The organism is Pseudomonas sp. NPDC077451, from assembly GCF_044543345.1.
Classification (GTDB): domain Bacteria; phylum Pseudomonadota; class Gammaproteobacteria; order Pseudomonadales; family Pseudomonadaceae; genus Stutzerimonas.
The window spans coordinates 574,887-589,917 of sequence record NZ_JBITVX010000002.1 but is presented as its reverse complement, the minus strand read 5'-3'; the positions used below and the strand labels follow the sequence as shown (position 1 = coordinate 589,917).

Here is a 15,031-nt window from a genome sequence, read left to right as displayed (position 1 = left end):
GGCAGGCGGACAGCGTTCCGCCAAAAGCGCGGTTTGTTATTATGCCGGGCACATCTGCCCTCTGGCGCGCCTCGTGAAACAAATCATCGACTTCGTTCCGCTACTGCTGTTCTTCATCACGTACAAAATCGAGCCTACAACGGTCGCGATCGCCGGCTTCAGCCTTGGTGTGGGTGGCATTTTCAGCGCAACGGCCGTTCTGATCGCCAGCTCTGTCGTGATCTACGGCTTCTTGTTCGTCCATCAGCGCCGGCTTGAAAAAAACCAGTGGCTGACGTTGGCGGCTTGCCTGCTATTCGGCGGTTTGACGCTGGGGCTGCATAGCGAAACGATCCTGAAGTGGAAAGCGCCCGTTCTTAACTGGCTATTCGCCCTGGCATTCTTTGCCAGCCACTTTGTTGGTGACAGGCCGCTGATTCAGCGAATGATGGGCCACGCGGTCCGTTTGCCGGCGGCGCAGTGGTCGCAGCTCAATGTCGCCTGGATTCTGTTCTTTCTCGTCTGTGGCTTCGCCAATCTTTTCGTTGCATTCGTCTATCCCGCGATCTGGGTAGACTTCAAGGTCTTTGGCAGCCTTGGTCTGACGCTACTGTTCATGGCTGGCCAGGCACTTTATCTGGTGCGCCACATGCAACCCGAACCTGAAGAATCATAGGAGTTCACCATGCTCTACGCCATCATCGCTACCGATGTACCCGACTCATTGCAGGACCGCCTGGCTGCGCGACCCGCTCACCTGGCGCGTCTCGACCAGCTCAAAAGCGAAGGCCGGCTCGTGCTGGCTGGCCCGCACCCGGCGGTGGACAGCAATGATCCGGGTGCAGCCGGCTTTACCGGCAGTCTGGTTGTCGCCGAGTTCGACTCGCTGATCGCGGCTGAACAATGGGCTGCGGCCGATCCATACAAAGCGGCGGGCGTTTATGGTGATGTCGTCGTCAAGCCTTTCAAACAGGTCTACCCCTGAGTCGATCGACTGACTCCAGGTCGTCGTTTCGTCATGGCCACTTAGAGACAAAACCGTTGAGGAAAAAGGAGTTCCGATGCGCCAAGGTCCGCTGTCCCTGCTGCTTGTTCTAGGTCTTGCAACACCCTTGCTGCAGGCTCAAGAAGCCCCCATCGATCCGCCCGCCGAACGGCAGGTCGAGCTGGAGCACCGTCTGAGTGAAAATCTGCAGCAACGAGAGGTGCTCAAGGAAAACCTCGACGCAGCCGCCAGCGCGGCGGGCCAGGCCCAGCTGCTGAGACTGCGCCAGGAAAACCAGCGCCTGCGCCTGCAGCTTGAACAGGAGCAAGCGCAGACGCAGCTGCAGCCACCGCTGCTTAACGACCAGCAACAGTGGTTCGCGGTCGGGGGCGGGGTTGGCGTGCTGGGCTTTCTGCTTGGTGTCCTGACCACGCGCGGCCGCCGTCGCCGACAATGGCTGAACTGAATCGACACGAGCGAACCATGAGCGAATTGCTGCTGATAGACGACGACCAGGAGCTCTGCGAGCTGCTGGTCAGCTGGCTGGCCCAGGAAGGTTTTGTTGCCCGCGCATGCCATGACGGCAAAAGCGCCCGCGCCGCACTTGCAGAACACCAACCTGCTGCCGTCGTGCTCGATGTGATGCTGCCTGACGGCAGCGGTCTGGACCTGCTAAAGCAGCTACGCAGCGAGCATCCTGATCTTCCGGTATTGATGCTTTCCGGCCGCGGCGAGCCGCTAGACCGCATTCTCGGCTTGGAGCTGGGTGCAGACGACTACCTCGCCAAGCCCTGCGACCCGCGCGAACTGACCGCTCGCTTGAAGGCCGTTCTACGCCGCAGCCAGCCGGCCAGCACACCGACACAGCTGGCGCTGGGGGACCTCTGGTACAGCCCCGCACGCGGCGTGGCGAGCATCGGCGATCATGAAGTCACCCTCACCCTCTCTGAAGGACGCATCCTCGAAGCACTCCTCAGCCAGCCAGGCGAACCACTGGAAAAGCAGGCCCTGGCGCAGCTGGCGCTCGGTCGAAAACTCACCCTCTACGACCGCAGCCTGGACATGCACGTCAGCAACCTGCGCCGCAAGCTTGGCCCCCATCCAGACGGCCGTCAGCGCATCGTTGCCTTGCGCAGCCGTGGTTACCTTTACGCCTCCTGATAGCCTTTACCCAGCCTTTACCCAGCCCTGACCGCCGTTGACCTTGCGCGCCCTAGACTGAAGTCATCCGGTCGAAGCCTGTTGAGGCGCCCTAGACAGGCGCTTTATTGGCAACCGGTTTCCATATCAAGGAGAAACTCATGATGCGCAAGACTCTCATCGCCGTACTGTTCGCCTCCACCCTGCCCACCATTGCGATGGCCATGCCAGACGGGAGCCAGCGCCATCATGGCGGCCAGCACTCGCCCTTCGAGCAGCTCGACCTGACCAAGGAACAACGGACCGAGATGCGCCAACTGATGCGTGAACAGATGAAGAATCATCGCGAGATCACCCAACAGTACCTGAGCAAACTGCCCGAAGCCCAACGCAAAGCGATGCAGGAAGAGCTGAAGGCCAACCAGGAAAAAACTCAGAAGCAGGTGCGTGACCTGCTCAAGCCGGAACAGCAGAAAAAGTTCGACGAGCTGCATGAAAAGATGGCGGCCAAGCGTGCCGACCGTGCTGAGTTCGCGCAGTGGAAAGCCGAGCGCGATAAGACCAACTGATCCACTCAAACAGCAAACCTGCCCGGTTCGCCCCTTAGGGATTACACGCGCCGGGCTTTTCCCTGGAGTATCTGACCGGTGCGATCACTGTTCTGGCGCATTCTTGCGACATTCTGGCTAGCCATTGCGCTGGTGGCAGGCTTGGCCATGCTCCTGGGGCATGCGCTCAATCAGGACGCCTGGATTCTCAACCGTCACCCGGGCGTCAATGGCCTGGCCGAAGTATGGACCAAGGTCTACGAGCGCCAGGGGCCGATCACTGCACAGTTTCTGCTCGAGCGGCATCGCAACCGCTACGGTGTCGATGTCCAGGTGCTGGCCGAGAACGGCCAGCCCATCATCCGCGGTACCTTCCCGGCTCGCGCCGCCGCGTTCGAAGCGCGACAGGAACACCGCGACGGTCGCCTACCCTGGCGGCGGCTGACCACCGATTACACCAGCCCCGAGACCGGCAATACTTACCTCTTCATCTATCGCATCCCGAATCAGGAGCTACAAGCCTGGCACCGAGGCAGCCTGTTCTGGCCACTGAGTGCGCTGGCCATCGCTTTAATCGTCCTGACTGGATTCAGCCTGTTACTGACCCTTTCCATTACCCGTCCGCTCGATCGACTTCGCGGCGCTGTTCACGACCTTGGCCAAACCACCTACCAGCAGAATTCTCTGGCGCGCCTGGCAACGCGACGCGACGAACTGGGCGTGCTCGCCAAGGATTTCAACCGTATGGGCGCCCGGCTGCAAAGCCTGATCGGCAGCCAGCGACAACTGCTGCGTGACGTTTCTCACGAGCTGCGTTCGCCGCTCGCCCGCCTGAGAATCGCACTCGCACTGGCGGAGCGGGCCACGCCGGCCGAACGTGAGGTCATCTGGCCTCGGCTAGCCAAGGAGTGTGATCGTCTGGAAGCCCTCATCAGCGAGATTCTGGAGCTCGCAAGGCTGGACGCCGACCCAGGGGCGCCGAACCCCATCAACTTGCGTTCGATATTCGAGCAGCTTGAGGAGAACGCCCGCATCGTCTCGCCGAATCAGCGAATCGACAGCCAAGTCCAAACCGAAGTCCAGCTGCAAGGCTGGCCGGACATGCTCGAGCGTGCCCTGGACAATCTGTTACGCAACGCTCTGCGCTTCAACCCCGAAGGCGCGCCGATAGAACTGCGAGCCAGCAGCGACACACAGCACCTGCTGCTGAGCATCCGCGACCAAGGGCCAGGGGTCGACGAGGCCCATCTCGCGCAACTGAGCGAACCCTTCTTCCGCGCACCGGGACAAACCACCGCTGGACACGGGTTAGGGCTGGCGATTGCCCGCCGAGCCGCGGAACGGCATAACGGCGAGCTTCTGCTGGGCAATCACCCGGACGGCGGTTTCATCGCCACGGTGAAGCTACCACTGAACCCAGCTGACGAGGCCCGATTACAAGCGGAGTGACCTAGTTCGCCCCGGTCCATTCACTGACGAATTGCTTGGGCTCCAATGCCGGCGGGGTCCGCAGGGTTCCTTCAGGGGTGCCAATATAGATGAATCCCAAGATCTGCTCGTCGCCGGTCAGTCCCAAGGCTTTTGCCAGGTACGGATCGTAGGAAAACTCACCGGTACGCCATACGGCCCCGAGACCCTGTGCATGCGCAGCCAGCAACAAGCCGTGCGCCGCACAAGACACCGCGAGCACCTGCTCCGAACCCGGCACCTTCGGGTGCGGCTGCACGCGGGCAATGACGACCACCAGCAGCGGCGCGCGCAACGGCATCTTGCGGGCTTTCAGCAAGGCATCATCGCTGGCCTCAGGCGAGCGCACACGCAACGACTCAGCCATCAACTTCCCCAACCGCTCCCGGGCTTCGCCTTGAATGGTCAGGAACCGCCAAGGGCGCAGCTGACCATGATCGGGCGCACGCAAGGCCGCACGAAACATCAAGTCCAGCTGGGCCGACGTCGGCGCTGGATCAGTAAGTCGCGTGACAGACACGCGGTTGAGCATCAGGTCGAGAGCTTCCATCCGACTACCTCCAAAACGAATCGGACATTCTAGAGGCCCGAGCCGTTCGTTTGGCAGTGGAAGCGTGGCAACCGCCACGTTGGCTAGTTCGTCTCAAGCCACTCGATCAGGCGAAAGCTGGGGCTCCAGTGGTGGCATCAGCGGCGGCAACCCATGGGCGGCCCGAGCCGTGTCGCAATGCGCATTATGCTGACCATCTACCCAAGAGGCCTCGAATTCGCGGCACGTACTCGAACGTTGCTCATACATGGTGCAGCGCACGCCACATCCCACATCGCCCATCAAGCCGACACAACGCGCCGGCTTGGTTTCCGTCCCGAGCATGGCGACGTGAAACGGACTGACCTGCACGGTTGCGCTGTCGGGAACTGCACCACCGGATGAGGCGCATTCGCCCCAAAAGAAAGACACACGAAAATACGCGCAGCAGGCGCCGCACGTGAGGCAGGGATTGTCGATGGACATGGGAGCTGAACACTCAGAAACCGGCAAAGGGCCGGCACCGGGCGGCTATTCTATTCATCGCAGCGAACTTGGGAAGAGGCCTACAGGGCGCCTTGTAAAAGATTTTTCTGCACACCGATAGTCGGTTTACTGCCGCAGCGACAGGCGTAGAATGGCGACCTCATTTTTCGAGCCGAGCAGCAATCACACATGGCCTTGCCGACCCTGCGCATCATCGGTTTCATTCTCGGCATTTTCCTGATCACACTCGCAGTCAGCATGGTCATTCCGATGGTCACGCTGTTCGCGTTTGACCGAACTGACGATCTTCAAGCGTTTCTGTGGTCCAGCCTGATTACTTTCGGCTGCGGTTTTGCGCTGGTTGCACCAGGTCGACCGGCCAATACCAACCTGCGCCCGCGCGACATGTATTTTCTGACCACGGTTAGCTGGGTAATCGTGTGCTGCTTCGCCGCCCTGCCGCTCATGCTCATCCAACACATCAGCTATACCGATGCGTTCTTTGAAACCATGTCCGGCATCACCACCACCGGTGCGACCGTACTCTCCGGTCTCGATAGCGCCTCACCGGGCCTGCTTATTTGGCGATCATTGCTGCACTGGCTTGGCGGTATCGGCTTCATCGGCATGGCAGTCGCCATTCTGCCGCTGCTACGCGTTGGTGGTATGCGACTGTTCCAGACCGAATCATCTGACTGGTCAGAAAAGGTCATGCCGCGTTCACACATGGCCGGCAAATACCTGATCGTTATCTACCTGGTCTTTACGCTAGCCGCCTTCATCGCATTCTGGCTGGCAGGAATGAGCGGATTCGATGCGATCAACCATGCGATGTCCACCGTGGCGACTGGCGGCTATTCGACCTCCGACGCATCGCTCGGCAAGTTCGGTCCAGCCACGCATTGGGTTGCGATCTTCTTCATGATTTTGGGCAGCTTGCCGTTCACCCTGTACGTAGCCACCGCTCGCGGCGACCGTAGGGCATTGTTTGGGGATCAGCAGGTTCGTGGGTTTCTGGTAATGCTCACGGCAACAAGCCTGTTATTCAGCCTGTGGTATTGGTTCAACCATGAAGACAGTTTTCTCGACTCGCTGCGGATCGTGACATTCAGCGTTGTATCGGTCATCACGACCACCGGCTATGCCGTCAGCGACTACGCCCAATGGGGTGGCTTCGCGGTCATGGTGTTCTTCTATCTCACCTTCCTCGGTGGTTGTTCCGGGTCTACGTCCGGCGGCTTGAAGATGTTTCGTTTTCAGGTCGCTTACACCCTGCTGCGCTCGAACCTCAAGCAACTGGTTCACCCACGGGCAGTCATCCGCCAACAGTACAACGGGCATAATCTGGACGAAGAAATTGTCCGTTCGATCCTGACATTTTCGTTCTTCTTCACCATGACCATTGGTGTGCTGGCCTTGTGTCTGGCATTGCTTGGGCTGGACCCGATCACCGCGCTCACAGGCGCCGCGTCAGCGGTGTGTAACGTAGGGCCGGGGCTGGGACCAATCATCGGCCCGGCTGGCAATTTCTCAACGCTACCCGATGCCGCCAAGTGGTTATTATCCGTCGGCATGCTGCTTGGCCGGCTGGAAATCATCACCGTGCTGGTGATGCTGACCCCTTCGTTCTGGCGCCACTGACGGGCTTACGTCTCGCCGATGTCCTCGTTCCACAGCTCAGGGCTTTCGGCGATAAAGCGACGCATCATCTCTACGCAGCGTGCCTCCTGCAGCACTTCGACCTCAACACCTCGGCCACGTAACAGCAGCTCCTCGCCCATGAAGGTCTGATTCTCACCGATCACGACCTTGGGTATGCCATACAGCAGGATCGCCCCGCTGCACATGGGACACGGCGACAGTGTGGTATAGAGGATCGACTCGGCGTAGACGCTGGCCGGTTGCCGACCAGCGTTTTCGAAAGCGTCCATCTCCCCGTGCAGCACCGCGCTGCCCTGCTGAACCCGCCGGTTGTGGCCGCGGCCAATGATTCGCCCCCGGTGGACGATTACCGAACCGATTGGAATGCCGCCCTCAGCGAGTCCCTTCTCCGCTTCCTCAATCGCCGCCTGCATGAATTCATCCATTTACACTGCCCCCTTTTTGTCTTGGTAGATGGTGTTATCGCTATCAAGCGGTTTCGGATCGACGCTTGAACAGGCGTTTGCTCAGCTCGACCACTGCAAACACCAGACCGCCGGCCAATATCCCGAAGGCAGCATCCAGCAGCGTCGGCAACAGCCCGGCCAGAACCGAGCCAATGTAAGGTAGCGCCACAGTGTGCTCTGCGCTGTTCTCGATGAAGTGGTGGATAGCCTTGAAGCCGTGGGTCAGGATGCCACCGCCGACCATGAACATGGCGGCCGTGCCAATCACCGACAAGGACTTCATCAACCAGGGCGCGACCGAGAGAATGGCGCGGCCCAGCGACTGCGCTGCAGAACTGCTGCGTTTGCTCAGCGCCAGGCCCGCGTCGTCGAGTTTGACGATGCCGGCAACCAAACCGTAGACGCCAATGGTCATGATGATCGCAATACCCGCGAGCACGGCGATCTGCTCTACGAAGCTCGCGGCGGCGACCGTACCCAGCGTAATGGCGATGATCTCGGCAGACAGAATGAAATCGGTGCGCACCGCCCCACTGATCTTGTCGCGCTCGAATGCCACCATGTCGACGCTCTCGTCCGCCAACGCCTCGATTTGCTTGGCATGGTGGTCCTCATCGCGATGCAGGAACCGGTGCGCCAGCTTCTCGAAACCTTCGAAACAGAGGAACGCGCCGCCAAGCATCAACAACGGTGTGATAGCCCACGGGATGAATGCGCTGATCAGCAACGCCGCCGGCACCAGAATCAGCTTGTTACGCATGGACCCTTTGGCCACGGCCCAGACCACCGGCAGTTCGCGGTCCGCGTTGACGCCGGTGACCTGCTGAGCATTGAGTGCAAGGTCATCTCCCAGCACGCCGGCGGTTTTCTTCGCCGCGACCTTAGTCATCAGGGATACGTCATCCAGGACCGAAGCGATATCGTCGATCAAGGCAAGAAGGCTACTGGCCAATGCGGGTCATCCTATTGGTTTTTCAAAAAGCGGCGCGAGGGCGCCGCGGTCATATATACGCAAGCTAAGGCTATAGCGGCAGAGCACAAGTTCCGGCAGGGCCACGTCAACACTGCGCCCGGTATTCGCCAGGAGTCATTGCAAACCAGCGTTTGAAGGCGCGAAAGAAATTACTCGGATCGGCAAAGCCCAGCAGATAGGCCACTTCCAGCAAGGCGAGATCCGCTCGCGCCAAGTACTGCTCGGCAAGCGTTCGCCGCGTGTCGTCTAGCAATTGCTGGAAACTGGTGCCCTCCTCGTCCAGGCGCCGCTGCAAGGAACGTTCAGACAGGTGCAGCGACTGCGCCACCGTTTCGCGTCGCGGTTCTCCTTGCGGCAACAGGCGGCAGATCACCTGCCGTGCCTGATGGGTCACGCGGCTGTCCGAGAAGCGCGCCAGGTAATCGCCGGCAAACCGGTCATGCAATTGCGCCAGTTCAGCGTTGGCAGTAGGTAGCGCAATATCCATATCGACATGACGCATCAGCATGCCGTGGTACTCGGCATTGAAGCGTAACGGCGCCTCAAACGCGGCTTCGTACGGCTCGATATCCGCCGGTGGCGGGCCTTGGAAGTAGACTTCAATCGGGACCAGCGGCTTACCGGTCAGCCACCGACAGAATGCAAGCGTACTGGCCAACGAGCCATCTGCGCTCTGGCGCGCCGGAGGCAGTTGGTCGCCATGGATCGCGAGGGTTAACAAGGCGCCGCGATTGGTTGACCCAAACTGCAAATCCGCGCCTTCGGCAATGATGCGCTGGTACCGCACCAAGCGCTGGAAGCTGTCCCTGAGCGTACTGCTGGACATCAGGGCATATCCAACCACATGCATCGCGCCGGGGCGCATCACTTTCGCCAGATTCAAGCCGATCGCCGGATTGCCGGTAATTTCCACCGCACGCTGCCAGAGCCGGGTCATGCCATCCTGGGCAAAACGCGCGTCGGGGTCGTTCAGCGCGGAATAGTCGAGCCCCAGCTTGACGAACAGGTCCTGGCAGTCGAGGCCGTCGAGCTCAAGCGCCTGGACAATACTCAAGGCCCAGCTCGAGGACGTGGTGCGTTCTGTCATCAATCGATTCACTCATGCTCAGACTGTACGTGGCGCGCCGTCACTACAGCGATCTGCGCAGTTTCAACCGCTGATCAATGGTACACAAGGGTACTAAACTGGCACCTGGAGTCAGTGGCCTGCCGTACCTAAGGTTCTAGACTCCAACGACCACAATGACAGGAGGTGCGGCATGAGCACGCAAACCGCCGAACGCTTTACCCGCTTTGCAGATTTCTACCCGTTTTACCTCGCCGAACACAGCAACCCCACCTGCAGACGCTTGCATTACATTGGCAGCTTGCTGGTACTGGCGATCCTCGCCTATGCGCTGATCAGTCAACAGTGGCTATGGCTGCTGGCGATGCCTTTGGCTGGATACGGGTTTGCCTGGGTGGGCCACTTCATCTTCGAGAAGAACCGTCCAGCGACGTTTCAGTACCCCCTGTACAGCTTTCTAGGTGACTGGGTGATGCTGAAAGACATGCTCACCGGCAAGATTCGATTTTGATTTAACTAAGTCATCCGGGCCGAGTCGCAACGGCTGCCGGTCACGGAATGGACCGGCGGTTTGGCGCAGTGGTGGCGACTTGGTTATGATCGCCGAGCCAGCGCCGACCGATGCGCTGTCGCCTCCAACGGCGCATTCCAGAGCGCCGGTTTCTTTCAGGGATAGCAACCATAATGTCAACCGTGACCGGTGAACGACGTAACGGGCTCGCGACTCGTCCACTGCGTGAATATTACGCGCGAGTCTTCGCCTATCTGATCTGCGCCGCCACGCTCGCCGCCGGTGTCTATAGCCAGCAGTTTGCACTCGACCTTTTGTGGTTGGTGCCCTATACGCTCTTGTATCCGCACTTTGCCTATCACCTCAGCTACCGCTTCAAGCGCGAACACCCGGAAACCACCTCCCAGACCCTGTTGTGCCTCGATGCCTTGAACGCGGGCGCTGGTATCGTGCTGCTCGGATGCAGCCTCGTGCCGAGCCTGATGTTTCTGCTGACGCTGAGTTTCAGCGCGCTGGTGGTCGGTAGTCTGCGTCATCTATTGATGACGCTATTGATGGTCTGCATCGGCGTCGGACTGACCAGCTTGCTGGTGCCTTTGCGTTTCGAAGGGGGCAGCTCGGTTCTGGTATCGGCAGTCAGCATCCTGTTCACCACCCTTTACGTGTGCGTAACGGCTTATTACGTGCACCAACAGGGCATCCGACTGGCGCAGGCACGCAGCGAAGTCGAAGCCCAGCAGGCGAAAGCTGCGCGGTTGGCACGCAATCTCGCCAAGTACCTGTCTCCACAGGTGTGGGAATCGATTTTTTCCGGCAAGCGCAGCGTGCGACTGGAAACCCAACGCAAGAAGCTCACGGTGTTCTTTTCCGACATCAAGGGATTCACCGAACTCTCCGAAGAGTTGGAAGCTGAAGCCCTCACCGATCTGCTTAATACCTACCTCAATGAGATGTCGAAGATCACTCTCAAGTACGGCGGCACAATCGATAAGTTCGTCGGCGATTGCGTCATGGTGTTCTTTGGCGACCCCGCCAGCCAGGGTGCGAAAAAGGATGCCGTGGCAGCCGTTTCGATGGCTATTGCCATGCGCAAGCACATGAAAGTCCTTCGCCAACAATGGCGCGGCCAAGGCATTACCAAGCCGATGGAAATCCGCATGGGCATCAACACCGGTTACTGCACAGTCGGCAACTTTGGCGCCGACACCCGAATGGACTACACCATCATCGGTCGCGAAGTGAATCTGGCGAGCCGCCTGGAAAGCTCCGCCGAGGCAGGGGAAATCCTCATTTCCCACGAGACCTATTCGCTGGTCAAAGACGTCATCATGTGCCGCGACAAAGGCCAGATCACAGTCAAAGGCTTCACCCGTCCGGTGCAGATCTACCAAGTGGTCGACTTCCGTCGCGACCTCGGTGCTACCAACAGCTTCGTCGAGCACGAACTGCCCGGTTTCTCGATGTATCTCGACACCAACGGCGTGCAGAACTTCGACAAAGAGCGCGTCATCCAGGCGCTCAATCAGGCCGCCGACAAGTTGCGCGACAAGGTCATCATGTAGCACCGCCTGGCCCGGCTCGGGTCAAAGGGTCATCACCCATCGCTATCTGCCGGCGTTCCGCATGCAGTCGAGGTCTACCATGCCGCCCATCCTTTCCCTGCGTCATTACAACCACGACCAGATCATCCACAGCCACGAGCACACGCAGCTGGTGTTCGGCTTGCGCGGGCAGCTGGATTTTGAGATTGACGGCCAGGGCAGTCGCGTCCAGCAGCAGCTTTTGGCCGTCGTGCCCAGCGATGCGCGCCATGCCTGCGGCAGCGCCGAGGGTAGCCTCTGCCTGGTGGCCGATATCCCCAACTGGGACTGGCTGCGGCAGCGTCTAGGCCACCATGCAGATTCCGCTCATCGCTTGCTCGAACGGCCTGCGGCGTTGCGCCTGAGCCCGACACAAAGCCAGCTGGTCGGCTGGCTCGCGGCCAGTCCAATCAACGATCCGATTATCAGCGAGCAAGGCGCAGCACTGTTGCTGGCGAGCCTCGCCTCCGGTTGCGAGCCAGCCGATCGGCAATATCCGCTCCCGCTGACGGCGCTGCATGCGTACGTCGACAGACACCTGTCACATCCACTTGAAGTCAGAGACCTCGCGAGAGTTGCGGGCCTTTCCGTGCAGCGCTTCCACGCACGCTTTGCCAGCGAAACGGGCTTTACGCCTCAAGAATTTGTCCGGTTGCGGCGCCTGCATCAGGGACGAGAACTTCTGATCAGTACCCATCTGGCGGTCGGCGAGATCGCTGCGCGGGTCGGTTATGCCTCGCAAAGTGCTTTTACCGCAGCGCTGAACCGCCACTACGGCCTTACTCCACGGGCTGTTCGGCGCGAGGCGCGCGACAAATCGCGAGAGTAACGCGACAGACCCACCGCATCCCGCGCCGTACCATGAGCACTCCCTGTTGCAGATGCGCAAACGCACGCCACCACGAGGGCTCATGGACCGTTCCGACTCCCCTTCATCAGGTTTCCGAATATCTGCTGCGCTGGACGCCAGGCCATGACCCATCGCAACGCTTTACTGGCGATCCACTTCGGCGCGCTCATGTTTGGTCTCTCCGGGGTCTTCGGCAAGCTGGCCGATAGCACGCCTCTGATCATTACCCTTGGCCGGGCAGGATTTGCTGTCGTGGCGCTTTTACTCGCTGCACGATTCCTGCGTAGCGGTGGCACGGCCCCAAGCCCACGCCAGCGGGCCGGACTGCTTCTCGGTGGGTTGTTGCTCGGCGGCCACTGGCTCACCTTTTTCATCGCCGTGAAGACCGCCGGTGTCGGTATCGCCACACTGGGTTTCGCCAGCTTTCCCGCCTTTACCGTATTGCTGGAAGGGGTCCTGTTCCGCGAGCGCACCCGACCGGTTGAGTTCGGCATGGTCGCCCTGGTCTGTGTGGGACTGCTACTGGTTACGCCACAATTCGACCTGGCTAGCGAAAGCACGCTGGGGCTGATTTACGGCATCCTCTCGGGGCTGATGTTTGCCCTGCTTTCATTGCTCAATCGCGCGGTTACCCGCAGCGTGGACCCGGTCCAGGCTGCACTCTGGCAGAACTGCATCATTCTGCTGTGTCTGCTGCCTTTTTCATGGTCGTCACTGCCAGCCGTCCCGGCCATGGACTGGCTGTGGCTGGCGTTGCTCGGCGTGCTCTGCACCGGCCTGGCACACAGCCTGTTCGTGGCGAGCCTGAAAGTGTTGAAGGCTCGGACGACATCGGTGATCTTCTCGCTGGAGCCGGTATATGGCATCGCTATCGCCTGGTGGCTGTTCAACGAACAACCTTCGCTGGGGATGCTCGCTGGCGGGGCTCTGATCATCCTCGCCTCGGTCATCACCAGCCGATTGAAGGCGCCATCTGCAGCAACCGCTGCCTCCCCATTGGCCAAAACGCCCTAGCGGCAGGAGACGCTACGTCTCGACCGCTGGGCTTTGCCGATCAGTGTGAATGCCGTGGTACACCGGCACCGCGGCAGCCAACCAGAAAGTCGAAGTCGCAACCTTCGTCGGCTTGCATGACATGCTCGACGAACAGCCGCCGGTAACCACCGTCCCACAACAGGCCTTGCGGGGCTTTCCAGGCATTCAGACGCTCTTGCAGTTCGGCATCCGGTATATCCAGATGCAGGCGGCCCTCATAACAGTCCAGCTCGATGAAATCACCGTTACAGACCACCGCCAGCGGTCCGCCAGCGGCGGCCTCCGGCGCGACGTGCAATACCACGGTTCCGTAAGCGGTACCGCTCATACGGGCGTCGGAAATTCGCACCATGTCGGTGATGCCCTTGGCCAGCACTTTTGGCGGTAGGCCCATGTTGCCGACCTCGGCCATGCCGGGGTAACCCTTGGGTCCGCAGTTCTTCATGACCAGAATGCAGGATTCATCGACATCCAGATCGGGGTCGGCAATGCGCGCCTTATAGTCGTCAAAATCCTCGAATACCACTGCACGGCCGCGGTGCTTCATCAATGCCGGGGTCGCCGCCGAGGGTTTCAGCACAGCGCCACTGGGGGCTAAATTGCCGCGTAATACGCAGATGCCGCCGTCTTTGCGCAGTGGATTATCCAGCGCACGAATGACCTCGTCCTCGCCGTAGATCGGGGCCTGCACGCAATTTTCCCAGAGTGTTTTGCCGTTGACCGTCAATGCGTCAGGGTTCGGCAGCAGATTATTTTCACCCAGCCGACGGATCACCGCAGGCAATCCACCGGCGTAGTAGAACTCTTCCATCAGGAAGCGCCCCGACGGCTGCAGGTCGACGATGGTCGGCATGCCTCGGCCAATACGTGTCCAGTCATCCAGCTCGAGCTCGACCCCAATCCGCCCGGCGATGGCCTTGAGGTGAATAACGGCATTGGTCGAACCGCCAATGGCCGCGTTCACCCGGATAGCGTTCTCGAAGGCTTCTTTGGTCAGCACCTTGGACAAGCGCAAGTCTTCGTGAACCATGTCGACAATGCGCATACCGGACAGATGCGCCAGCACATAGCGACGCGAATCCACCGCCGGAATCGCCGCGTTGTGCGGCAATGAGGTGCCCAGTACTTCGGCCATGCAGGCCATGGTCGAGGCGGTTCCCATGGTGTTGCAGGTGCCCGCCGAACGCGACATGCCGGCCTCGGCGGAAAGGAACTCATTGAGGTCGATCTGCCCAGCCTTGTACTGCTCATGCATCTGCCAGACGATGGTACCCGCACCAATATCGCGGCCCTTGTGCTTGCCGTTGAGCATTGGCCCACCGGTGACGACGATGGTCGGCACATCACAGCTCGCCGCCCCCATCAGCAGCGCCGGGGTGGTCTTGTCGCAACCGACCAGCAGCACAACCGCGTCCACCGGATTGCCACGAATCGACTCCTCGACATCCATGCTGGCCAGATTGCGTGTCAGCATGGCGGTCGGTCGCAGGTTCGATTCGCCATTGGAGAAGACTGGGAACTCCACCGGGAAACCGCCGGCCTCTAGCACGCCCTTCTTCACGTGCTCGGCGATTTTGCGAAAGTGCGCGTTGCAGGGGGTCAATTCCGACCAGGTATTGCAGATGCCGATGATTGGCTTGCCTTGGAGTTCATGATCCGGGATGCCCTGGTTCTTCATCCAGCTGCGGTACATGAAACCGTTCTTGTCGGTAGTGCCGAACCATTGAGCGGAGCGCAGGGGGCGTTTATCAGTCATTTTGCGTGCACCTCTCCA

General features: G+C 60.1%; 17 protein-coding genes. 11 read left to right on the top strand and 6 right to left on the bottom strand.

Features of this window, described 5'->3' with window-relative positions:
• Window positions 1–73: 73 nt before the first annotated feature.
• The 6 genes from ACIGHL_RS06505 to ACIGHL_RS06480 all read left to right on the top strand — a co-directional run bounded on the left by ACIGHL_RS06505 (window position 74) and on the right by ACIGHL_RS06480 (window position 4,101).
• On the top strand, window positions 74–655 hold the full coding sequence (locus ACIGHL_RS06505; protein WP_128120663.1) for a septation protein A: 582 nt from the start codon (window positions 74–76) through the stop codon (window positions 653–655).
• Window positions 656–664: 9 nt separating this feature from the next.
• The gene (locus ACIGHL_RS06500; RefSeq protein WP_045428009.1) at window positions 665–964 is read left to right on the top strand and encodes a YciI family protein; all 300 of its coding nucleotides are present in this window, start codon (window positions 665–667) and stop codon (window positions 962–964) included.
• A gap of 76 nt (window positions 965–1,040) precedes the next feature.
• Window positions 1,041–1,430 carry a hypothetical protein gene (locus tag ACIGHL_RS06495; RefSeq protein WP_128120640.1) on the top strand — a complete coding sequence of 130 codons (390 nt, stop codon included), beginning with the start codon at window positions 1,041–1,043 and terminating at the stop codon, window positions 1,428–1,430.
• A gap of 17 nt (window positions 1,431–1,447) precedes the next feature.
• Window positions 1,448–2,125, top strand: a complete 678-nt coding sequence (locus ACIGHL_RS06490) for a response regulator transcription factor (RefSeq protein ID WP_045428013.1) — start codon at window positions 1,448–1,450, stop codon at window positions 2,123–2,125.
• A 143-nt stretch (window positions 2,126–2,268) separates the two neighbouring features.
• Window positions 2,269–2,673, top strand: a complete 405-nt coding sequence (locus tag ACIGHL_RS06485) for a Spy/CpxP family protein refolding chaperone (protein ID WP_128120662.1) — start codon at window positions 2,269–2,271, stop codon at window positions 2,671–2,673.
• 78 nt (window positions 2,674–2,751) lie between these two features.
• Window positions 2,752–4,101, top strand: a complete 1,350-nt coding sequence (locus tag ACIGHL_RS06480) for a sensor histidine kinase (protein ID WP_128120639.1) — start codon at window positions 2,752–2,754, stop codon at window positions 4,099–4,101.
• 1 nt (window position 4,102) lies between these two features.
• On the opposite strand, the gene ACIGHL_RS06475 is transcribed toward ACIGHL_RS06480, so the two are convergent.
• Window positions 4,103–4,669: a nitroreductase family protein gene (locus ACIGHL_RS06475; RefSeq protein WP_128120638.1), complete on the bottom strand. Its 567-nt coding sequence runs from the start codon at window positions 4,667–4,669 to the stop codon at window positions 4,103–4,105.
• A gap of 93 nt (window positions 4,670–4,762) precedes the next feature.
• Window positions 4,763–5,134, bottom strand: a complete 372-nt coding sequence (locus tag ACIGHL_RS06470) for a YkgJ family cysteine cluster protein (RefSeq protein WP_128120637.1) — start codon at window positions 5,132–5,134, stop codon at window positions 4,763–4,765.
• 189 nt (window positions 5,135–5,323) lie between these two features.
• Between ACIGHL_RS06470 and ACIGHL_RS06465 the strand changes: the two genes are divergently transcribed.
• Entirely contained in the window at window positions 5,324–6,775 is a 1,452-nt protein-coding gene (locus tag ACIGHL_RS06465; RefSeq protein ID WP_128120636.1) for a TrkH family potassium uptake protein, read from the top strand.
• Between the two features lie 5 nt (window positions 6,776–6,780).
• Here the strand turns inward: ACIGHL_RS06465 and ACIGHL_RS06460 are convergent, their stop codons facing one another.
• From ACIGHL_RS06460 to ACIGHL_RS06450, 3 genes are all read right to left on the bottom strand, one after another.
• A complete protein-coding gene (locus ACIGHL_RS06460) occupies window positions 6,781–7,221 on the bottom strand; it encodes a nucleoside deaminase (RefSeq protein ID WP_046164189.1) in 441 nt (146 codons plus the stop codon).
• A 43-nt stretch (window positions 7,222–7,264) separates the two neighbouring features.
• Window positions 7,265–8,194 carry a DUF808 domain-containing protein gene (locus ACIGHL_RS06455; protein ID WP_128120635.1) on the bottom strand — a complete coding sequence of 310 codons (930 nt, stop codon included), beginning with the start codon at window positions 8,192–8,194 and terminating at the stop codon, window positions 7,265–7,267.
• A 106-nt stretch (window positions 8,195–8,300) separates the two neighbouring features.
• Complete coding sequence (locus ACIGHL_RS06450; protein ID WP_128120634.1) at window positions 8,301–9,302, bottom strand: AraC family transcriptional regulator; 1,002 nt, start codon at window positions 9,300–9,302, stop codon at window positions 8,301–8,303.
• 172 nt (window positions 9,303–9,474) lie between these two features.
• Between ACIGHL_RS06450 and ACIGHL_RS06445 the strand changes: the two genes are divergently transcribed.
• From ACIGHL_RS06445 to ACIGHL_RS06430, 4 genes are all read left to right on the top strand, one after another.
• On the top strand, window positions 9,475–9,792 hold the full coding sequence (locus ACIGHL_RS06445; protein WP_128120633.1) for an Mpo1-like protein: 318 nt from the start codon (window positions 9,475–9,477) through the stop codon (window positions 9,790–9,792).
• Window positions 9,793–9,965: 173 nt separating this feature from the next.
• Window positions 9,966–11,354, top strand: coding sequence for an adenylate/guanylate cyclase domain-containing protein (locus ACIGHL_RS06440; protein WP_128120632.1), 1,389 nt, complete (start codon window positions 9,966–9,968; stop codon window positions 11,352–11,354).
• 79 nt (window positions 11,355–11,433) lie between these two features.
• On the top strand, window positions 11,434–12,201 hold the full coding sequence (locus ACIGHL_RS06435) for a helix-turn-helix domain-containing protein (RefSeq protein WP_216706853.1): 768 nt from the start codon (window positions 11,434–11,436) through the stop codon (window positions 12,199–12,201).
• 144 nt (window positions 12,202–12,345) lie between these two features.
• Window positions 12,346–13,236, top strand: coding sequence for a DMT family transporter (locus ACIGHL_RS06430; protein ID WP_128120630.1), 891 nt, complete (start codon window positions 12,346–12,348; stop codon window positions 13,234–13,236).
• Between the two features lie 40 nt (window positions 13,237–13,276).
• Here ACIGHL_RS06430 and ACIGHL_RS06425 read toward each other — a convergent pair whose 3' ends face one another.
• Complete coding sequence (locus tag ACIGHL_RS06425; protein ID WP_128120629.1) at window positions 13,277–15,013, bottom strand: IlvD/Edd family dehydratase; 1,737 nt, start codon at window positions 15,011–15,013, stop codon at window positions 13,277–13,279.
• Between the last annotated feature and the right edge of the window lie 18 nt (window positions 15,014–15,031).